This window comes from Chimaeribacter sp. YP20170169 (genome assembly GCF_056739715.1).
The window spans coordinates 1571483-1592507 of record NZ_CP176824.1 but is presented as its reverse complement, the minus strand read 5'-3'; the positions used below and the strand labels follow the sequence as shown (position 1 = coordinate 1592507).

Genomic DNA, 21025 nt, shown 5'->3' with positions numbered 1-21025 from the left:
AAACCACGCGCTGTAGTAGTGCCCAATCTTGCTCTTTCCTTGTCACGCGGGCGGGATGCCTGCCGGGGGGCAGGCATCCGCACGGGCGTCAGCGTCAGAAGGTTTCCCAGTTTTCACTGGATGCTGACGCGCTCGCCAGCACCGGCTTTTTCAGCACGGGCGCGGGGGCAGCGGCTTTCGGTGCCAGCTCCGCCAGCGCCTCTTTCTGCTGCTCGCTGGTGAGGCGGAATACCGCGACCGACTGGGTCAGCAGGCTGGCCTGCTCCTCCAGCGCGGCGGCGGCGGAGGCGGACTCCTCCACCAGCGCGGCGTTCTGCTGGGTGACGCGGTCCATCTCCGTGATGGCCAAGCCAACCTGCTCAATGCCGCGGCTCTGCTCATCGGAGGCGGAGGCGATTTCGCCCATGATGTCGGTGACGCGGGTAACGGCGTTGACGATGTCATTCATGGTGTCACCGGCGCTCTCCACCAGCGTGGAGCCAGCGTCAACGCGCGCGACGGAGTCATCAATCAGCCCCTTGATCTCTTTGGCGGCCTGGGCGCTACGCTGTGCCAGGTTGCGCACCTCGCCCGCCACCACCGCAAAGCCACGGCCCTGCTCGCCAGCACGCGCTGCTTCTACCGCGGCGTTCAGTGCCAGAATGTTGGTCTGGAAGGCGATGCCGTCGATCACGCCAGTGATGTCAGCGATCTTCTGCGAACTGCCGGCGATGTCATGCATGGTCTGCACCACGTTCGCCACCACCTTGCCGCCCTTCTGCGCGGTTTCGGAGGCGCTCAGCGCCAGCTGGCTGGCCTGACGGGCATTCTCAGCATTCTGCTTCACGGTGGCGGTCAGCTGCTCCATGCTGGCGGCGGTCTCTTCCAGAGAGGAAGCCTGCTGCTCAGTACGCGAGGAGAGATCGTTGTTGCCGGCGGAGATTTCGCTGGCACCGCTGTAGATGGCGTCCGCACCGTGGCGCACGCCACTGACGGTGTTGATCAGCTCACCCTGCATGTGTTGCAGGCTGGCGGCCAGCTGCCCCATCTCATTGCGCCCTGCCCCTTCGACCGCGTGGGTCAGGTCACCGGCGGCAATGTGGCGGATGTGGGCAATCAGGCGGTTGAGCGGCGCGATCAGCGCATGTTGGATGCCAAACCATGCCGCGACGATCAGCAGCACCACCAGCGTCCCGACCGTGCCCAGGATCCACATGGCGCGGCCAAAGGAGGATTCGCTGTCATTGACCGCTTTGTTGTAAAGCTTGTCGTTCTGGTCGATGTAGCTGACATAAGCCTGCTCAAAGCCATTCTGGTAGCCCTGCGTCGGCTGGTCGAAGAAGTCATTGATGCGGCCGATGCTGATCAGTTCAATCAGTTCAGAGAGCGCGCCATGCAGGATGTCGTAGTGTTTCTTCACCTCTTCGGCGTAGCGAGCGTCCTGGCTGGGGTCACGCGGCACCTTCTGGTAGTTGGCATAGTGCTCGCCCGCCGTCTCCAGCGCCTGCTGCGCCTGTGCCACCAACTCTTTCACGGTCGCGCCGCTGCCCATCTGGTTGGCGTCCAGCATGTAGCGGATGCCGGCCCGGTTTAGGGTGTTGCGGGTCTGCAACAGGTAGATCCAACTGGCGTTCAGCTCCGCCTGCTGCTGGCGGATCAGCTGCGAGGTGGTGAAGTTCTCTTTATCATTCTTCAGCGCCGAGAAGAACAGGCCGCCCGAGGCCAGCTGCAATGCGCCGAACAACACCAGCATGATGACCAGGCTGGTGACCACTTTCATTCGCTTTAACATGGTGTCCCTTTAGTGAGGTGTTTCAACTGAACAGGTTATCGGCACCAGAGAGGGGAACTTTATGCGGCTTTTATTGAAAAGCGCGCGGCAGGCCGGGTGAGCCTTGCCTGCCGCCACGTTTAGTAGTAAGAGACCTTGAAGATCACTGTGCTGCTGAAGGGACCGGGCTGGATAGTGCCGCCGGGCGCAGGCGAGATGCGCGCCTGATAGCGGCGTTCCCAGCTCATGTTGCCGCCGGTGAAATCGGCAAAATCGGTGTAGGTGTTGAAGGTCAGCGGTTGCTCCTGCTCTAGGATTTGCAGCATCAGACCATTTTGCAGATCGATCGCCTGCCGGTCGCTCAGCAGAGGCGCGTCGGTATAGAACTCCGCCGTCATCTTGAAGCCTTCACTGCATGTCGCATCCTGCACCTTGTTGGCCTTGACGGTGAAGTCACGCTGGAGTGGCTGCGCCTGCACATTCTTGCTGCTGAAGGCACCGAAATCCACCACCTGATCTGGCGGGAAGATCGAGAACGTCGCGCCGCAATCCAGCACCCGGATATTGTTCAGCCCAGTGACCCGGTATTTGAGGTTTTTGGCGTCGGCCAGCGTGTTGACGCCCCCCTTGCCATCAAATTGCACCACCGTAAAGTTCGAGGGCAGCGTGGTGACATAGCCGGGCGGCGGCATCGCCTTCAGTTTGACGTAGAGCAAGAAGCGCGCCGGCAGGCTGGCACCAAAGGTCATGCTTTTGGGCGAGCCGCTGCACAGCTTGTCATATAGTTCAGGCCAGGGCACAGTGTGGGTAAAAGCGTTATTGTCAATGCAGACGCCGGAGTCCAGCCCGACCGGCGCGCCAATGGCGTCATAATCCGCGCCATTGTAGGTGACGCCAAGCTGATAGTAGGGATCAGAACTGCCGCCATAGGGGTCAATCCACGCGTAGATGTCCTCTTTCTCCATATTGTCGGCGTAGTTATGGGTGCAGTAGACGGTGATGTTGAACTCGCTGCTCTCCCAGATTTTCTCGCCAGCCTGCGCATTGGAGGGCACCGCAAAGGGATCGACGGTGGCGGTGAACTCCACCGGCCCCCCCTCATTGTTCAGGTAGCAATCCATCGCGAACGCCGGGCCGCCCAGCAGCAGCCCCAGCAGCACTATCCAGATCTTGACCATGCTGTCACCTCGAGGTCGACCGGGTCAGGGTGCAGCGTTCCCCCGCCGTACAACGGGTTTCAAGCAGCATCAGAGCGCCGAAGTCATTGATGTAACCCAGGTTGAAGCGCTCATGCAGCGCTGCCGTCCCCTCGACCTGCTCACTGCCAAACGGCTTGAGCATCACGCCAGCAAACTGCGCCAGCCCCTTCTGCCCCGGATTGCCGGCATAGCCCAGCGTCACGTAGTACGGCGTGGGATTATGCAGCGTCATGCCCGAGCTACTGCGCGTCACCTCCAGCCGCTCCTGCCAGGGGGTATCCGGCACTTTGGCCAGTGCCGATGGCCGGTAGAACAGCTTGATGCGGCTTTGCGTCGCCACCTGCAAGACGCTCTCCTTGTCGCTCTTGGGCGGCACTTCGCGCACGTTGAAGTAGAACAAGCTCTCGCGATCCTTGGGCAGGGCATCCGCACCCGGCTGGCGCACCAGCCTGACCTGGCTGCGCGCCTGCGGCTCCAGCCGCTGCAACGGCGGCAGCACCATGAACACGGCGCTGTTTTTCTGGCCCGCCTCATCCTCCACCCAAGACTGGGCGAGGTATGGCAGGTGGGTACTCTGGTTGTTGAGCGTCAGGCTGACTGACTTTTCGCCCTCCGTGGCAATGATGCGGGTACGGTCAAGGTTGATGGCCGCCTGCGCGGCCAGTGGCAGCACGCTGAGCATGGCTAACGCCAGAAAACGTTTCATCATGGTTTACCTCCGGTCAATGCCGGCCAGGCCGGCGAAAATGGTTAACGGCATGGCAGCAGCAACATGCCCTCGCCGCTGAAGGTCTCCGGCAGTGTCAGGCTGCACCCCGCTTCGCCCCACCGCAGGCGGTAGCGGTGGCCGGGGGTGACGCCCTGTAGATAGACCTGCCCTTGTTCGCTGACCATGCCAGCCGACACGCCGCTGGCCTCATCCACCACCTCGGATCCCAGCGGCGGATAGGCGCCGTTCTGTAGGGTGATGACCGCGGTGGCATAGCGGCCTTTGACCGCCTTCAGGGAACGATAGCCGATGGCGCCCTCGGTCAGCGTCTGGCGTATCACATTGTTGCGCACATCTACCCCGTCAGGCAGGTGGTTGACATCCACCTGCGCCTCCGTCGGCAGGTAGCTGGACAGGGAGGGGATCACCGCCACGCCAAAGCGGTTGGTCACCGCCACGCCACCGTTGATCGGGATACCGGCCACACCGTCGCCGTCTACCATCAGCCGTGGCGCGTCGGCGGTGCTGTTGCGGTGCAGCGCCGCGCCGTGGCGGGTGGCGGTGAAGGAGCCGCTCCAGCCAGCACTGAGGGAGTTGTAATCCTCACGCTTGTAGCTGCCGGCCAGCGACAGCTCGCCGAGCGCGCTGCGGTGCTGGTAGTTGGCGCGTGTCAGCACGCCGTTGCCGTCGGCCTGATCGCCAGCGCTGAGGCTCCAGTTGGTGTTCGGGTTTGGGGTGCTGGAGTAGGTCAGGGTGTTATCCACTCCGTCATCCTGTTGCAGGGTGTAGCCAAGGCGGCCGGTCTCGCTGAGCGGCACGCTGACGGTCAGGTAGATCTGGCGATCGGCCTTCCCCTCCTCATCCTCCGTGCGGTTGAGGGAGAGCGAGGCGGAGATGTTGCGAAAGCGGCCAATGTTAAAGGAGCGGCCCAGCGTGGCGCTGTAGGTGTTGCTGGAGCTGCCCTCCCAGTAGGTCTGGTTGCGCAGGCTAAGCAGCAGCGAGAGCGAGAGCGGCTGGATCATCTGGCTGAAGGTGAGGCTGAAGGTCTCCTTTTCAGTCTCGCCGGGTTCCGGGCCGCCGCGGGTAAAGTCCTGCATCGACATAAAGTCCCGGCTGGCGTGGCGGTAGCCGGCCAGACTCACCTCGCTCTGCGAGCCGGCAAAGCGCTTGTTGTAGTTGATGCGGTAGCTGTTGCCGCGCTGCGCCGCCCGGTGCGGCAACTGCGCCTGCGACTGGGTGATGTCAAAGGAGATGGCGCCCAGCCAGGTCATGTTCTGCCCCACCCCCACGGAAGCGGCGCGGTAGTCGCTGTCGCTCAACAGCAGGCCACCATAGAGCGAGGTCTGGCTGAACGCCCCCCAGGAGAACTCGGCGCTGGTGAAGGCTGGCTTGACCCAGGTGTCGCCCCCCTGCTCATCCACGCGGCCCCCAGCCAGGCTGTAGCGTACCTGGCCCTGGCGGGTCAGGAACGGCACCGAGGCGGCCTCCACCTTGAAGGTGTTCACCTGCCCATCCTCCTCCTCGACCCGCACATCCAGCGTGCCCTGAATCGCATCGCTCAGGTCGCGGATCACAAAGGGGCCGGGCGCGACGTCGGTGCGGTAGAGCACGCGGCCATTCTGGCTGACGATCACGTGGGCGTTGGTTTTGGCCAGCCCACTCACCTGCGGGGCGTACCCGCGCAGGTTATAGGGCAGCATCCGCTCGTCGGTTTGCAAGGTCGCGCCAGTGAAGGAGAAGCCATCAAAGATGTCTGAGCGCAGCGTGCTCTGCCCCAGCGTCAGCCGCGCGCCCAGCGACGGCAGCGGCCGGTAGAGGTAGAGCTGCGGCTGGCTGAAGTCTTGGCTGGTGCCGCCCTCTTCCGAGCTGTCGGCGCTGTATTGCAGATCAGAGCGCAGCCGCCACGCGCCAAGGTTGATGCCCGCGGTGCCATAGCCACTCAGGCTGCGGCTCACGCCGGTGTCATGGGAGTGGGTGCGGCTGGCAAACAGGTTGTAGTCGAGAAGCACGCCGCTAACGCCCGGATCCCAATGGGAGGGCGGCGTCCAGTCACGCGGGTTGTAGGCCAGCCACGCCTGTGGGATGCGCACCACCAGCCGCTGGTTGGCCTGATCGAGGGTGAAGGTGATTTCCGGGCGGCTGTCGAACGCGACGCAGCCGTCACGCAACGGCAGCGCATGCAGAATTTGCGGCTGTAGGCCGAGCATGCCCGCCAGCGACGGCGGCACACAGAGTTGCGGCACCGGGTTATTCGGCACCATTCGCCAACGCAGTAAATAGCGATCCGGCAGGGGTTCGCCATTCAGGGTGACAGCAGGTAGTCGCCCGGTGCAATATTTCCCGCCTGTGCGAAGGCGGCGAGGTTGATATTCCCCCGCACATCCGCATCGATGGCGTTAATATTGAACTCAACGGCAGGTGCTGGCGCGGCATGTAACATCATCGCCAGCACCGCCATTATTACACCCTGGCGAATAACGCACGTGGACGCGCTCATAATAGTGGGGGCACCAGCAAGTGAAATTAATTTAGGTGCCGGAAGTCACCCTCCGGCAATAAATTACTTACCATCGTATTCATTATAGATAATTAAGCACATAGGTGGCATTGGCTTCGACGGCACCTGGGGTTGGCAAGCCAGATGGCAGAGTTTCCATGTGCGCCTTGAAGGTCAGAACCTGTACTTCATTCATGCCGACCAGCGACACGTCTTGCTCCACGCCCAAATCAATGTGGCTCTCATCCTCTTTCAGCAGGCGTACGCCGACGTTGTGCGCCCCTTCCAGCCCACGGGTGTTCGCCAGAATGTTGGGAGAGGTAGCCACAACGCTGCTGCTGTTGAAGGTGACGCCAACCTTGGTGGCTACCGGGGTGCCCGACCCATCATCCAGCTGGCAATCCTGCAATTTGATCTTGAAGCTGACCGGGGCGGTGGTGCCTGCCTTCAAGGACGCCGTGGAGGCTTCACCGAGGTTCACGTCCATATCTACGCTGTCTGGCGAGATGGAGCATGGCGCGTCAATCACCACACCTTTAAAGGTAATTTTCCCTTGGCCCTGGCCTGCGTCAGCCAATGCGCCACCGGCAACCAGCAGAGTCGATGCCGCCAGACAAAGAAGACTTTTTTTGAAAGATAACATATATTCCTCACAAAATTAATAAATTTCGGCACGGGCACTCGTCAAAGCACCCCTATTGAATTCACGCAAAGAATAAATAAGCAGGCTGACGTTTTCAATTTAACAATTAACAATAATTGATTAATTAGCGCTGAAATTAACCACTCCAGACCCTTCAGAAAAATCGTAACGGAAATAATGCGGAAAAATTCAATAGGCCCGCGATTTACTTATTAATAGAGAGAAATAGAGAGGGGGTAAAATAAAAAACCCCCTTGGCGGGGGTTGATTTATCAGGCTTTGGCGACGCTCTCAATCAGCGCCATCTCCTCGCTGCTGAGCAGCCGCTCAATGTCCACCAGAATCAGCATCCGCTCACCCAGTGAACCGAGGCCGGTGAGGTACTCGGTCGCCAGCGTAACCGCAAACTCCGGTGCCGGGCGGATCTGCTCAGCCGTCAGCGAGAGCACATCCGAGACGCCATCCACCACGATGCCCACCACGCGCTGCTCCAGATTGAGCACGATCACCACGGTGTTGTCATTGTACTCCACACCCTGCTGGGCGAACTTCACCCGCAGGTCGATGATCGGCACAATCACACCGCGCAGGTTGGTGACGCCCTTGATAAAGGCCGGGGTGTTGGCGATGCGCGTCACCTGATCGTAACCGCGGATCTCCTGCACCTTGAGGATATCAATCCCATACTCTTCGTCACCGAGCGTGAAGATCAGGAACTCCTGCCCTACCGTCTCACCCGCCAGTTTTGTCACAGTTGCCAGTCCAGCCATGTTCATTTCCTACCTATGTTGCGATGGGATCAGGGTCGCCTCAGGCGGCGACCGTCACCCGCTTTTCCCGGTTCAGCGCCTGAAGCGCGGAGACATCAACGATCAGCGCCACGCTGCCGTCGCCCAGAATGGTGGCCGCGGAGATCCCCGGCACCTTGCGATAGTTGCTCTCCAGATTCTTGACCACCACCTGGTGCTGGCCAATCAATTGATCAACCAACAGGGCGTAGCGTCGCCCGGCGCTCTGCAGGATCACCACGATGCCCTGCGTCGCCTCGGTGCGGGCGCCTGCCACGTCAAAGACTCGGAACAGCTCCACCAGCGGCAGGTACTCGCCGCGCACCTGCAACACCCGCTCGCCGCCAGCCAGTGGGTGGAGATCCTCCGCCAGCGGTTGCAGCGACTCCATCACCGCATTCAGCGGCAGGATAAACACCTCGTTGCCTACCTTGACCGACATGCCGTCGAGGATCGCCAGCGTCAGCGGCAGCAAGATGCGGATGGTGGTGCCTTTGCCCTGCTGGGAGTGGATCTCAACGTGGCCACCCATCTCCTGAATGTTCCGCTTCACCACGTCCATGCCGACGCCACGGCCGGAGACGTCCGTCACCTGCTCGGCGGTGGAGAAGCCCGGCGCGAAGATCAGCATCCCGACCTCTTCATCGGTCATGCTGTCGCTGACCGGCAGGCCGGAGGAGGCGGCTTTCGCCAGAATGCGCTCGCGGTTGAGGCCCGCGCCGTCATCAACCACCTCGATGCAGATGTTACCGCCCTGATGCTCCGCCGAGAGGATCAGGTTGCCCACCGGGCTTTTGCCGTTGGCTTGCCGGGTGGCGGCGTTCTCAATGCCGTGGTCGAGGCTATTGCGCACCAAGTGTGTCAGCGGGTCGATGATGCGTTCAATCAGGCTTTTGTCCAGTTCGGTGGAACTGCCCTGCAATGTCAGCTCCACCTGCTTGCCCAGTTTGCTGGCCAGATCGCGCACCAGACGCGGGAAGCGGCTGAAGACGTACTCCATCGGCATCATGCGGATCGACATCACCGACTCTTGCAGGTCACGCGCGTTGCGCTCCAGCTGGCCCATGCTGTTGAGCAGGTCGCCGTGGTTGACCGGGTCGAGGGTGCCGGAGCGCTGCGCCAGCATCGACTGGGTGATCACCAGTTCGCCCACCAGGTTAATCAGCTGGTCGACCTTCTCAACCGCCACGCGGATGCTGGTAGATTCGGCGGGTTTGGCGGCGGCGCGCGCCTTGGCTGGCTCGGCGGCTTTCGCCACGGGCGCGGCGGTCTCCACCACAGCCGGGGCGGCGGCCGGGGCTGGCGGCGGCGGTGCGCCAAAGCTTATCTGGTCTGGCTCCAGCACAAAGCAGAGCACGGCGCTAATATCATCCTCGCTGACCGAGCTATGCAGCGTCGCCTCCAGACTGTTCTCCCCTGCTGCGCATCGGTCACCTCACCGAGGTTGCCCAACTCCTCCAGCATCAGCGGGATCTCCTGCGGCTTCAGCCCAGTCAGGCAGACGCGCAGGCCGCCGTTGGCGGCAGGTTGCGGCGCGGCGGCCACCGGCGCGGGGTGGGCGGCCGGGGCAGGCGCCGCGGCCGGTGCGTCACCGCCCTGCGCCTCAAGGGCCAGCTGGCGCAGGGCTTCGCAGATGTAAGTGAAGCTCCCGGCGTCCGGGTCCTGGGAAGATTTATACGCGTCCAACTGCTCCTGCATAATATCTTTGGTTTCCAAAAACAGGTTGATAATCTCGGTGCTTAGCTGCATCTCGCTGCGGCGCGCCCCATCCAGCAGGTTCTCCAGCAGGTGGGTGGTCTCCTGGAGCACTGAAAAGCCAAAGGTGGCCGCCCCGCCCTTGATCGAGTGCGCCGCGCGGAAGATCGCGTTGAGCTGCTCAATGTCCGGGCTGTGCGGATCGAGCAGCAGCAGGTGCTGCTCCATGTCCGCCAGCAGTTCATCCGCCTCGTCGAAAAACGTCTGGTAAAAATCACTGATATCCATGCTCACGGTGTCACCTCTGCTGTGAGTCGCGGCTGACCGGCCGGGCTGGCTGGGGCGGCCGGCAGCGCGGCGCTGGGCGGCGCGTCCGGGGCCGCCGCCGGCGCAGGCGCCGTCACCGGGGTCGGTTGTTGAGTCTGTGGCGGGGTAGCCGCTGGCGCACCGGCCTGACCGGCCGGGGTCATCGCTGACAGCGCGCCGGGCTGGCTCAGTGTGACGCCGCTGCCCTCGCTGTTCTCCCGCTCAATGTTTTGTTGCGCCTCTTTGTTCAGCACCAGAATGCTGATGCGGCGGTTGATGGCGTCACCCGCCTCGTGGTTGCGCAGCTGCATGGTGGCTGCCAGCCCCATCACCCGCAGTACCTTGCCCTCGCTCAGGCCGCCGTAGACCAGCTCGCGCCGGCTGGCGTTGGCGCGGTCAGCAGACAGCTCCCAGTTGCTGTAGCCGCGCTCGCCGGTGACATAGGGGATGTCATCGGTATGGCCCGCCAGACTGATTTTGTTCGGGAAGTGATCGAGGATCGGCCCGATGGCGCGCAAAATGTCACGCATGTAAGGTTCCACCTGCGCGCTGCCAGTGCGGAACATCGGCCGGTTCTGGCTATCGATGATTTGGATGCGCAGCCCCTGCTCGGTCAGGGTGATCAGCAGGTGCGGCCGCAGGGCGCGCAGGCGCGGATCGGATTCCAGCAGCTGGTCGAGATCCTCATGCAGCTTTTGCAGCCGGGCGTTCTCCTCAATCTTCTCTGAGCGCTCCACCACCTTGTGCACCTCGCCCTCATGGCGCGTCGGGTCATCGCCGCCGCCGGGGATCGGGCTTTCGCTGTCGCTGCTGCGCTGGCCGCCGCTCAGCGCCACCTTCAGCGGCGTGCGGAAGTACTCGGCGATCTGCGTCAGCTCTTTCGGGCTGGCGATGGAGATAAGCCACATCACCAGAAAGAAGGCCATCATGGCAGTCATAAAGTCGGCATAGGCGATCTTCCAGGAGCCGCCGTGGTGGCCGCCGCCATGTTTAGCCCGCTTGCGCTTGATTACCACGCGTGCGTCTTGCTGTTTCATGCATCCCCGCCCGGCGACTTCACTTTGCGCACGTGCTCCTCCAGCTCCATAAAGGAGGGGCGCTCGCTGGTGTAGAGAGTCTTACGGCCAAACTCCACCGCGATCTGCGGCGCATAGCCATTGATGCTCGACAGCAGCGTCACCTTGATGCACTGCATCATCTTGACGTTCTCGGCGCACTTCTGGCGCAGTACCGCCGCCAGCGGCGAGATGAAGCCATAGGCCAGCAGGATGCCGAGGAAGGTGCCGACCATCGCGTGGGCAATCAGCTCCCCCAGCTCGGCGGCCGGGCGGTCGGCGGAGGCCAGCGCGTGCACCACCCCCATCACCGCCGCCACGATGCCGAATGCCGGCAGGGAGTCGCCAATCATCGACAGGCTGCCCGCCGGCACCTCGCTCTCATGCTCGAAGGTTTCGATCTCTTCATCCATCAGCGCCTCAATCTCGTGGGCGTTCATGTTGCCGCTCACCATCAGGCGCAGGTAATCCGTTAAGTACTCCATCAGCACTTTATCGGCCAGGATGCGCGGATAATTAGAGAAAATTTCACTCTCCGGCGGCGAGTCGATATCGCGCTCCAGCGACAGCATCCCCTGCTGGCGTGATTTGGCCAACAGGCGGTAGAGCAGCCCCATCAGATCCATATAGAGCGCCTTGTTGTACTTCGAGCCGCGCATCAGCTTGGGAAGCGCCCGCAGGGTGGCCTTGATCGATTTGCCGTTGTTGCCGACAAAGAAGGCGCCGATCGCCGCGCCGCCGATGATCACCAGCTCAGAGGGCTGGTAAAGCGCACCCAGCTCGCCGCCGACCATCATGTAGCCGCCGAGAACCGCGCCGAGGACCACGATGTAACCTATGATAACTAACACGATGATTCCTTAATGTATGTGGTTGAAAGGCGGGGTGTCACGCACAGGGGAGCGCCGCGGCATAGCGCCACGGGCACGGAACGTCGGGGGGATACTTGCTACCGGCCGGGCCTGGTGGCCCGCCCGGATTGATGGCGCCGCTCGTCCGCTTAAACTGCGCGCTTGACCTTCTCGTCCAGCAGTTCAGGGATAATATCGGCCAGTTGCGGCGAAAGTTTACGTCTTTTTACCGCGCGGGAGGGCGGCTGGCACAGGCTACAGACAAAGCCCTGCGCCGGGTGGTGGGCGTGGGTGATAAAGGTGCCACCGCAGCAGGTGCAACCCGACATCTGTAACATGCCGCTGTCAACAAAGCGCACCAGCGTCCAGGCGCGGGTCAGTGCCAGCACCGGCGGCGCGTCCGGCTGTTGCGGGCACTGTTCCAGATAGAGGCGATAGGCTTTGATTACCGCCTCCACGCCGCTGCACCGCCCCTTCTGCACCAAAAACTGGTAGGCGTTGTAGAACATCGAGGAGTGGATGTTCTGCTCCCAGGTCATGAACCAGTCGGTGGAGAACGGCAGCATCCCCTTCGGCGGCGGGCTGCCGCGTAGCTCTTTATAGAGCTTGATTAGCCGGCCACGGCTCAGCTGGGTTTCACTCTCCAGCATTTGCAGGCGCGCGCCCAGGGTGATGAGTTCCATGGCCAGCTGGATGTCCCTGGCCTCCTGGACGATGCTCTTTTCGCTCATTACCCTGCCCTTTTCTTCGCGAGTCCGCCGTCGGCCAGGGCGCCGCGTCTCACCAGGTCACTGGAGAGCAGGATACCGGTGTGGATCTGCTGGAGGTCATCTACCCGCGAGGCCTGGGTCAGGCGCGAGATAGAGGTGTGGTCGTCGAAGCGGAACTGACAGAGGAGCTGGTTGGTTTCAGCCAGTTTTACCATTTGCGGCAGGGTCAACTGCGCCAGCGCATCCGCCATGGCCTCATCAATTCCCAGCCGAAACATGGCTGAATCCTTTTCATCATTGATTAAACGCTGTGCTAAAAGCAGATACGACAAATTAATGTCATATATATGTTTGAGCAATTCGGACATATCCATTAACCCCGCCCAGCCAGTGATGTTTTTTCACATCTTCCAGCTAAAAAAATATTTCATACTTCAGGCTATCCCAAAGCAGACCCTGTCGATCAGGCCGTCCATCGGCACCCAATCCTAATCCTGGTATACAACTAGAAAAATTAAATTGTGTAACTGTGAGAACTGACCCGAAGGTCAAAAAAAACTTACGTTTTGGGGAGGCCCTTCCACATCTGAACGCTTCGTCGCTGAAACGCTTTTACACATTTAATTAGGATTAATCCTAATCGGCGCAACTCTACTCTTGAAGGCGGTGAAGACACAACGAGGGATGTATTCCCTTTTCGAAAAAATGTGATGTACATCACAAAAATGAACTATTTTTACGGCTGCAAAGCGTAAAAATTCCGTTTAGGTGGCTAAAAAGTGAGTTAAAAATCAGGGCGATGTAAAAACCTGTCTAAAAAGACTGCCTTAAAGGCAAATATTTGCGCATTTTGAGATCATTTCGAACATCTGCATAGAAAAACGCAATTTACAGTTTTTTATTCTAATAGAGTGCGGTTTATACAGAATTACCCACCGACCATAGGGTTACTGTCACGGGCTGAAACGAATCAGTGAGATAGCCTCTGTCTGACAATTGAGGTTAATGGAGCAGATGATGCTGATGCTTTAAACAGCAGGTGATAAGGGAAGGTTAAGGATGACGACAGGACGATCGCAACAAGGCGGCATATGTAACTAAGTGTTACTTCAGTATGGCACTGATATGACAAATTCCCCTGATGGCCGGTAGGGACAGGAGGAGAGGGAAAGTAGTTGCGGTTAGTTATTATCAATGGGATTGAAGGGATATTATCGGCACTATTTCATGGAACTTTAATGAATCAGCAAAAAAAGCGAAAAAATTTTCCCCTCTGTTATTTTCCCGCGTTGCCCAACTGGCCGCCCTGCCCGCTTTTTTAACGCGAACCGCGTGCCGTCGCGGTTCTGTGACCCCTCTCACGGCGACCTTCTGAATTCTGCCATCCGTGGCGCGGCGATGGCACTGTATGGAAGGTGGCGACCTTGCCGCGCGCCCTACACTGCCGGACAGCGTGCTAGCACGCCCCTTACCTCGCCGCCCAGCGTCGGCGGCCTCTGCCAACAACAACAAAGGGTTCTCTATGAGCAGTTCTATCGTACTGGGGATATTCTGGCACTTTGTCGGCGCCACCAGCGCCGCCTGCTTCTATGCCCCCTACAAGAAGGTGCGTCACTGGTCCTGGGAAACCATGTGGTCACTCGGCGGCCTCTTCTCCTGGATCATCCTGCCGTGGGGCATCAGCTACTGGCTGCTGCCTGACTTCTGGGCCTACTACGGCAGTTTCAGCGCCAGCGTGCTGCTGCCGGTGTTCCTGTTCGGCGCGATGTGGGGCGTCGGTAACATCGGCTATGGCCTGACGATGCGCTACCTCGGCATGTCGCTCGGCATTGGCATCGCCATCGGCATCACCCTGATCATCGGCACCCTGATGACCCCCATCATCCAGGGGCGCTTCGGCATGATGATTGGCACCCCCGGCGGCCGCATGACGCTGCTCGGCGTGCTGGTGGCGGTGGTGGGCGTCGGCATTGTCACCTACGCTGGCCTGCTGAAGGAGCGGGCGCTCGGCATCCGTGCCGAAGAGTTCAACCTGCGCAAAGGGCTGGCACTGGCGGTGATGTGCGGCATCTTCTCCGCTGGCATGTCCTTCGCGATGGACGCTGCCAAGCCGATGCATGACGCGGCAGCCCAGATCGGCATCAGCCCTCTCTATGTGGCGCTGCCGAGCTACGTGGTGATCATGGGCGGCGGCGCGCTGATTAACCTGGGCTTCTGCATCCTCCGCCTGATGACGCGGCGCGATCTCTCGCTGCGCGCCGATCTCTCGGTGGCCTCCTCGGTGCTGCTGACCAACGTACTCTTCTCGGTGCTGGCCGGGGTGATGTGGTATCTGCAGTTCTTCTTCTACGCGTGGGGCCACGCCAGCATCCCGGTTAAGTATGACTACATGAGTTGGATGCTGCACATGAGCTTCTATGTGCTGGGCGGCGGCATCGTCGGGCTGCTATTGAAGGAATGGCTGAGTACTGGCACCAAGCCGACGCGCATCCTCTGCCTCGGTGCGCTAGTGATTGTGCTGGCGGCCAACATTGTCGGCATGGGCATGGCCTCCTGACCCTAATGCGCCATGAAAAAGGGCAGCCCGTGGGCTGCCCTTTTTATTAGCCGTTGACCGGCATCCGGTCGGGATCGGGGTAGCGGTAACTGAACCCCAGTTCCCGGCAGATCAGCTCACCTTCGACGATTTTCCCCTCACTGCCATCATCCTCCAGAAACTCCGGGCGCGGCACGCCCAACCGGTCGGCGGCATGGCGGTAGAAGTCCCGTTTCGGCGGGTGCTGCGGCGCGCAGAGGTTGTAGGTATGGCCGCCCTGCGGCTGGCGCAGCAGCAGCTGGATGGCAGCGATCACATCATCCTGATGCACCAGATTGACGCCGTGGGAGCCATTTTTCAGCCCCAGCTTGCCAGAGAGGAACCGGCCGGGGTGGCGGTCCTGCCCCACCAGCCCGCCCAACCGCAGGATGTCCACCGAGGTGTTCGGCAGCTGGTGCAGCCACTCCTCCAGCGTCATCAGCGCCTTGCCGCTGTGGCTGGCCGGCTCAAGCGGCGAGGACTCCTGCCGCCGTCCCGGCGCGTCGCCATACACCGCGGTGGAGCTGGTGAGGACAATGCGCGGCACCTGATGCGCCAGCGCGCTGTCCACCAGCAGTTGCACCGCGTGCAGGTAGTGGGCGCTGCCCTCCGGCGTGCGCCGCGCCGGCAAGGTGACCACCAGCGCGTCCACGTTCAGCAGCGCCGACAGGTCATCGGCGTCGCACGCTATCTCCCCCTCTGGCGTGATCTCCAGCAGGTAGCTCTCAATGCCGGCCATGCGGGCGGCATCCACGCCATCGGGCGTGGTCTTGCTGCCTACCACCTGATAACCCTCGGCTTTCAGCGCCATGGCCAGCGGCAGGCCAAGCCAGCCCAGCCCGATGATTGCCACGTTTTTCATACTCTCTCCTGTGTGGCCTGTTGGTGGCCCCTACGCTAGCGTGTGCCGCGTGACGGGGCAAGCCGTCGCGCATATGGCCCATCATGAAAATCGGTCATGCCCTGAAAAAAAGGTTGCGCGACGCGTCGTCGATGGTTTAGGTTAATTGACAGTTAAATATTGAACGGCTTTTATGCCGGCCACCAAATTAGACGAGAAATTTATGAACCGCGTTCCATTCAACCACCATCATCACCATCATCCTGACTAGTCTTTCAGGCGATGTGTGCTGGAAGACGTTTAACGAATCTTCCAGCGGCGGCGGAACGCGATCGAAAAGCCCCCGGAAGATTCTTCCGGGGGCTTTTTTTTAACCCCTTCATCACAAAGATTATTTTTACATCACATTACGGGTAAGAGGGTTCACCATGCTGGATAAAACACGTTTACGGATAGCAATGCAGAAGTCAGGCCGCCTGAGCGAGGACTCCCAGGAGCTGCTAGCGCGCTGCGGCATTAAGATCAACCTGCAACAGCAGCGTCTGATCGCCTTCGCGGAAAATATGCCGATCGACATTCTGCGCGTGCGGGATGATGACATCCCCGGTCTGGTGATGGATGGCGTGGTCGATCTCGGCATCATCGGCGAGAACGTGCTGGAAGAGGAGTTGCTGACCCGCCGCGCCCAAGGTGAAGACCCGCGCTACACTACCCTGCGCCGTCTCGATTTTGGCGGCTGCCGCCTGTCGCTGGCCACCGCCCTCGATTTTGACTACACCGGCCCGCGCAGCCTGCAAAATGCCCGCATTGCCACCTCCTACCCGCACATCCTGAAACAGTACCTCGACAAGCAGGGCGTGGAGTTCAAATCCTGCCTGCTGAACGGCTCGGTGGAAGTGGCGCCGCGCGCCGGTCTGGCGGACGCCATCTGCGATCTGGTCTCCACCGGCGCAACGCTGGAGGCCAACGGCCTGCGTGAGGTAGAGGTGATCTACCGCTCCAAAGCCTGTCTGATCCAGCGCGACGGCGAGATGCCGCAATCGAAACAGCTGCTGATCGACAAGCTGCTGACCCGCATCCAGGGGGTGATTCAGGCGCGTGAGTCCAAATACATCATGATGCACGCGCCGAATGAGCGGCTGGAAGAGGTGATCGCCCTGCTGCCGGGCGCGGAACGCCCGACCATCCTGCCGCTGGCCGGTGACCAAAACCGCGTGGCGATGCACATGGTCAGCAGCGAAACCCTATTCTGGGAGACAATGGAGAAGCTGAAGGCACTGGGTGCCAGCTCCATTCTGGTGTTGCCGATTGAGAAGATGATGGAGTAAATGATGCGTGCCTTTGACCAGATCATTGATTGGGCGCAGTGCAGCGCCGAGGAGCAGCAGGCGCTGCTCACCCGCCCGGCGGTCTCCGCCTCGGCCCGCATCACCGAAACGGTGCAGGCGATCCTCGCCCGCGTGAAGCAGGAGGGCGACGCCGCGCTGCGCGACCTGAGCGCCCAGTTCGACAAGACCCAGATTGACGCTATGCGCGTCAGCGAGGCGGAGATTGCCGCCGCCGCTGCGGGCCTCAGCGATGAAGTGAAGCAGGCGATGGCGGTGGCGGTGCGCAACATCGACACCTTCCACAATGCGCAGAAGCTGCCGCCGGTGGACATCGAAACCCAGCCGGGCGTGCGCTGCCAGCAGCTGACGCGGCCGATTGACGCCGTGGGCCTCTATATTCCGGGTGGCTCTGCACCACTGCCCTCGACGGTGCTGATGCTCGCCACCCCGGCGCGTATCGCCGGTTGCCGCCGCGTGGTGCTCTGCTCGCCGCCGCCGGTAGCCCCTGAGATCCTCTACGCCGCGCAGCTGTGCGGCATTCAGGAAATCTTCCAGTTGGGTGGCGCGCAAGCGATTGCTGCGATGGCCTTCGGCACCGAGAGCGTGCCAAAAGTGGACAAGATTTTCGGGCCGGGCAATGCCTACGTCACCGAGGCGAAACGTCAGGTGAGCCAGGGGCTGGATGGCGCGGCCATCGATATGCCGGCTGGCCCCTCCGAAGTGCTCGTCATTGCCGACAGCGGCGCTACCCCGGCCTTCGTTGCCGCCGATTTGCTGTCACAGGCGGAGCACGGCCCGGACTCCCAAGTGGTGCTGCTGACGCCGGATCGCGCCATCGCGCAGGCGGTGGCCGAGGCGGTGGAGAGCCAGCTCGCCACCCTGTCGCGCAGTGAGATTGCCCGTCAGGCGCTCGCCGCCAGCCGGCTGATTGTGGCGCGGGATTTGGAGGAGTGTTTGGCGATCAGCAACCGCTACGGGCCAGAGCACCTGATCCTGCAAACCCGTGAGCCGGAAGTGCTGGTTGAGCGCATCACCAGCGCCGGTTCGGTGTTCCTCGGTGACTGGTCACCGGAGTCCGCTGGCGATTACGCCTCCGGCACCAACCACGTGCTACCGACCTATGGCTACACCTCGACCTACTCCAGCCTTGGGCTGGCCGATTTCCAAAAACGCATGACGGTGCAACAGCTGACGCCGCAGGGCCTGCTGCAACTGGCACCGACCATTGAGACCCTGGCGCAGGCGGAACAGCTGACCGCCCACAAAAATGCCGTGACCCTGCGGGTCGCCGCCCTGAAGGAGCAGCAGCCATGACCGATGAGATCTTCGCGTTGGCACGTGCCAACGTGCGCGAACTGACGCCCTACCAATCGGCGCGCCGCCTTGGCGGCAACGGCGACGTCTGGCTGAATGCCAATGAGTACCCGGAAGCGCCACAATTCGCGCTGACCGCCCAGACCTTCAACCGCTACCCGGAGTGTCAACCGGCCACGGTGGTGGCGCGCTACGCCGCCTACGCTGGCCTGTCCACCTCTCAGGTGCTGGTGAGCCGGGGCGCGGATGAGGGGATCGAACTGCTGATCCGCGCCTTCTGTGAGCCGGGCCGCGATGCGGTGCTCTACTGCCCGCCGACCTACGGCATGTATGGCGTCAGCGCCGAGACCTTTGGCGTCGAGCGCCGCACGGTGCCAGCGCAGCGTGACTGGCAGCTCGACCTGCCAGCGATCAAAGCCGCGCTGGATGGCGTGAAGCTGATCTACATTTGCAGCCCGAACAACCCGACCGGCAATCTGGTCGACCCGCAGGCGATCCGCGCGGTGCTGGAGATGGCGCGCGGCAAGGCGATCGTGGTGGTGGATGAGGCCTACATTGAGTTCTGCCCGCAGGCTACCGTCACCGGCTGGCTGGCCGAGTACCCGCACCTGGCGGTGCTGCGTACCCTCTCCAAAGCCTTCGCGCTGGCCGGGCTGCGCTGCGGCTTCACCCTGGCCAACGCGCCGCTGATCGCGCTGTTGATGAAGGTGATCGCCCCCTACCCGCTCTCCACGCCGGTGGCAGACATCGCCGCGCAGGCGCTGAGTGAACGTGGCATCGCCACCATGTATGAGCGCGTGGCTGGCCTGCTGGAGAACCGCGCCGAATTGATGGACGCGCTGGCTGGCTGTGCCTGCGTTGAGCAGGTTTTCGCCAGCGAGAGCAATTATGTGCTGGCGCGCTTCACCGACTCCGCCAATGTCTTTAAATCCTTGTGGGATCAGGGCATTATCTTGCGAGACCAAAACAAGCAACCGGGACTGGCCGGCTGCCTGCGCATCACTGTTGGCACCCGTGAAGAGTGCCGCCGGGTGATTGATGCGCTCAAGGCGCTGCCGGCGGTGTCCGCCAATACCATGACCAGCCCCAGCAAGGAGCCGATGTGAGCCAGAAGTTTCTGTTTATTGACCGTGACGGTACGCTGATTGCCGAGCCGCCCGAGGATTTCCAGGTTGACCGGCTGGACAAGCTGGCGCTGGAGCCGGATGCCATCCCGGCCCTGCTGGCACTCCAGGAGGCGGGCTTCCGGTTGGTGATGATCACCAATCAGGATGGCCTCGGCACCGCCAGTTTCCCGCAGGAGACCTTTGATCCGCCGCATAACCTGATGATGCAGATCTTCACCTCGCAGGGCATCCGCTTTGATGACATCCTGATCTGCCCGCACCTGCCGGATGACCACTGCGCCTGCCGCAAGCCACGCACCGCGCTGGTGACCGGCTACCTTGAGGGCGGCGTGATGGACTCCGCCAACAGCTATGTGATTGGCGACCGCGAGACCGATATCCAGCTGGCGCAGAACATGGGCATCACTGGCCTGCGCTACCAGCGCGATACGCTGAACTGGAAGGCGATTGAGAAGCAGCTGACCCAGCGTGACCGCCACGCCCACGTCAAGCGCGTGACCCGCGAAACCAACATCAACGTGGATGTCTGGCTCGATCGCGAGGGCGACAGCAAGATCAAGACCGGCGTCGGCTTCTTCGACCACATGCTCGACCAGATCGCCACCCACGGCGGCTTCCGCATGAACGTTGAGGTGAACGGCGATCTCTACATCGACGATCACCACACGGTGGAGGACACGGCGCTGGCGCTGGGCGAGGCGCTGAACAAGGCGCTGGGCGACAAGCGCGGCATTGGCCGCTTCGGCTTTGTGCTGCCGATGGATGAGTGCAAGGCGAGTTGCGCGCTGGACATCTCTGGCCGCCCGCACCTGGAGTTCAAGGCGGAGTTCAGCTACCAGCGCGTCGGCGACCTGAGCACGGAGATGGTGGAGCACTTCTTCCGCTCGCTCTCCTACGCCATGGCCTGCACCCTGCACCTGAAAACCAAGGGCAAGAACGATCACCACCGCGTGGAGAGCCTGTTCAAAGCCTTTGGCCGCACCCTGCGTCAAGCGATCCGTGTTGAGGGCAACACCCTGCCCAGCTCGAAAGGAGTGCTGTAAATGAACGTGGTGATTCTGGATACCGGCTGCGCCAACCTCTCCTCCGTCAACTATGCCATCCAGCGCCTCGGCTATACGCCGCAGGTGAGCCGCGAGGCGGACATTGTGCTGCGCGCTGACAAGCTGTTCCTGCCGGGCGTCGGCACCGCGCGGGCGGCTATGGACCAGCTGGAGGAGCGTGATCTGATTGACCTGATCAAAGCCTGCACCCAGCCGGTGCTGGGCATCTGCCTGGGGATGCAGTTGCTGGCCAGCGCCAGCGAGGAGAGCGGCGGCGTGCCGACCCTCGGCATTATTGATACGCCGGTCACCAAAATGGTGGATCACGGCCTGCCGCTGCCGCACATGGGCTGGAACAAGGTCACTGCCAACGCAGACAGCCACCTGTTCCGCGGCATCAGCGACGATGCCTACTTCTACTTCGTTCACGGATACGCCATGCCTGTATGCGCCCATACCATCGCGCAAGCCAACTACGGCGAACCCTTCACCGCCGCCGTCGCCAAAGACAACTTCTTCGGCGTGCAGTTTCACCCGGAGCGCTCTGGCGCGGCGGGCGCGCAACTGCTGAAAAACTTTCTGGAGATGTAAGCC

At 61.6% G+C, this 21025-nt stretch carries 19 protein-coding genes, 1 pseudogene and 1 other annotated feature; of the genes and pseudogenes, 7 read left to right on the top strand and 13 right to left on the bottom strand.

The features are described 5' to 3' along the window. Positions 1-94: 94 nt before the first annotated feature. The 12 genes and pseudogenes from ACK3SD_RS07010 to flhD all read right to left on the bottom strand — a co-directional run bounded on the left by ACK3SD_RS07010 (position 95) and on the right by flhD (position 12577). Positions 95-1771 carry a methyl-accepting chemotaxis protein gene (locus ACK3SD_RS07010; RefSeq protein ID WP_481127246.1) on the bottom strand — a complete coding sequence of 559 codons (1677 nt, stop codon included), beginning with the start codon at positions 1769-1771 and terminating at the stop codon, positions 95-97. 119 nt (positions 1772-1890) lie between these two features. Next, a complete protein-coding gene (locus ACK3SD_RS07005) occupies positions 1891-2928 on the bottom strand; it encodes a fimbrial protein (protein WP_481127245.1) in 1038 nt (345 codons plus the stop codon). A gap of 4 nt (positions 2929-2932) precedes the next feature. After that, positions 2933-3658 carry a fimbrial biogenesis chaperone gene (locus ACK3SD_RS07000; RefSeq protein WP_481127244.1) on the bottom strand — a complete coding sequence of 242 codons (726 nt, stop codon included), beginning with the start codon at positions 3656-3658 and terminating at the stop codon, positions 2933-2935. Between the two features lie 41 nt (positions 3659-3699). Continuing rightward, positions 3700-5919, bottom strand: coding sequence for a fimbria/pilus outer membrane usher protein (locus ACK3SD_RS06995; protein ID WP_481127243.1), 2220 nt, complete (start codon positions 5917-5919; stop codon positions 3700-3702). A gap of 41 nt (positions 5920-5960) precedes the next feature. Further along, positions 5961-6116 carry a hypothetical protein gene (locus ACK3SD_RS06990; protein WP_481127242.1) on the bottom strand — a complete coding sequence of 52 codons (156 nt, stop codon included), beginning with the start codon at positions 6114-6116 and terminating at the stop codon, positions 5961-5963. 121 nt (positions 6117-6237) lie between these two features. Next, the gene (locus tag ACK3SD_RS06985; protein ID WP_481127241.1) at positions 6238-6798 is read right to left on the bottom strand and encodes a fimbrial protein; all 561 of its coding nucleotides are present in this window, start codon (positions 6796-6798) and stop codon (positions 6238-6240) included. 272 nt (positions 6799-7070) lie between these two features. Then, positions 7071-7568 carry a chemotaxis protein CheW gene (cheW, locus tag ACK3SD_RS06980; RefSeq protein ID WP_137762872.1) on the bottom strand — a complete coding sequence of 166 codons (498 nt, stop codon included), beginning with the start codon at positions 7566-7568 and terminating at the stop codon, positions 7071-7073. A 40-nt stretch (positions 7569-7608) separates the two neighbouring features. Beyond that, a pseudogene (cheA, locus tag ACK3SD_RS06975) lies at positions 7609-9569 on the bottom strand (chemotaxis protein CheA). A 2-nt stretch (positions 9570-9571) separates the two neighbouring features. Continuing rightward, positions 9572-10624: a flagellar motor protein MotB gene (motB, locus tag ACK3SD_RS06970; RefSeq protein ID WP_481127240.1), complete on the bottom strand. Its 1053-nt coding sequence runs from the start codon at positions 10622-10624 to the stop codon at positions 9572-9574. Next, entirely contained in the window at positions 10621-11493 is an 873-nt protein-coding gene (gene motA, locus ACK3SD_RS06965) for a flagellar motor stator protein MotA (RefSeq protein ID WP_481127239.1), read from the bottom strand. The genes motB and motA overlap by 4 nt, the downstream gene beginning before the upstream one ends. A 149-nt stretch (positions 11494-11642) precedes the next feature. Continuing rightward, a complete protein-coding gene (gene flhC / locus ACK3SD_RS06960; protein ID WP_137762868.1) occupies positions 11643-12224 on the bottom strand; it encodes a flagellar transcriptional regulator FlhC in 582 nt (193 codons plus the stop codon). After that, the gene (flhD, locus tag ACK3SD_RS06955) at positions 12224-12577 is read right to left on the bottom strand and encodes a flagellar transcriptional regulator FlhD (RefSeq protein WP_481127238.1); all 354 of its coding nucleotides are present in this window, start codon (positions 12575-12577) and stop codon (positions 12224-12226) included. Before flhD ends, flhC begins: the two co-directional genes overlap by 1 nt. A 1148-nt stretch (positions 12578-13725) precedes the next feature. On the opposite strand from flhD, the gene rhaT reads away from it, so the two are divergent. Further along, positions 13726-14760, top strand: coding sequence for an L-rhamnose/proton symporter RhaT (rhaT, locus tag ACK3SD_RS06950; protein ID WP_481127237.1), 1035 nt, complete (start codon positions 13726-13728; stop codon positions 14758-14760). A 46-nt stretch (positions 14761-14806) separates the two neighbouring features. On the opposite strand, the gene ACK3SD_RS06945 is transcribed toward rhaT, so the two are convergent. Next, complete coding sequence (locus ACK3SD_RS06945; protein ID WP_481127236.1) at positions 14807-15640, bottom strand: SDR family oxidoreductase; 834 nt, start codon at positions 15638-15640, stop codon at positions 14807-14809. 172 nt (positions 15641-15812) lie between these two features. Here ACK3SD_RS06945 and hisL point away from each other — a divergent pair, with 172 nt between their 5' ends. From hisL to hisH, 6 genes are all read left to right on the top strand, one after another. Next, on the top strand, positions 15813-15890 hold the full coding sequence (gene hisL, locus ACK3SD_RS06940; protein WP_481127510.1) for a his operon leader peptide: 78 nt from the start codon (positions 15813-15815) through the stop codon (positions 15888-15890). Next, positions 15866-15991 (top strand) — a sequence feature (His leader region). (Overlaps the previous gene by 25 nt.) A gap of 56 nt (positions 15992-16047) precedes the next feature. After that, positions 16048-16947, top strand: a complete 900-nt coding sequence (gene hisG, locus ACK3SD_RS06935; protein ID WP_137762864.1) for an ATP phosphoribosyltransferase — start codon at positions 16048-16050, stop codon at positions 16945-16947. A 3-nt stretch (positions 16948-16950) separates the two neighbouring features. Beyond that, a complete protein-coding gene (gene hisD / locus ACK3SD_RS06930; RefSeq protein ID WP_481127235.1) occupies positions 16951-18261 on the top strand; it encodes a histidinol dehydrogenase in 1311 nt (436 codons plus the stop codon). Next, positions 18258-19367 carry a histidinol-phosphate transaminase gene (gene hisC / locus ACK3SD_RS06925; protein WP_481127234.1) on the top strand — a complete coding sequence of 370 codons (1110 nt, stop codon included), beginning with the start codon at positions 18258-18260 and terminating at the stop codon, positions 19365-19367. The genes hisD and hisC overlap by 4 nt, the downstream gene beginning before the upstream one ends. Continuing rightward, positions 19364-20431: a bifunctional histidinol-phosphatase/imidazoleglycerol-phosphate dehydratase HisB gene (gene hisB, locus ACK3SD_RS06920; RefSeq protein ID WP_481127233.1), complete on the top strand. Its 1068-nt coding sequence runs from the start codon at positions 19364-19366 to the stop codon at positions 20429-20431. The genes hisC and hisB overlap by 4 nt, the downstream gene beginning before the upstream one ends. Next, on the top strand, positions 20432-21022 hold the full coding sequence (gene hisH / locus ACK3SD_RS06915) for an imidazole glycerol phosphate synthase subunit HisH (RefSeq protein WP_481127232.1): 591 nt from the start codon (positions 20432-20434) through the stop codon (positions 21020-21022). Positions 21023-21025: the final 3 nt, after the last annotated feature.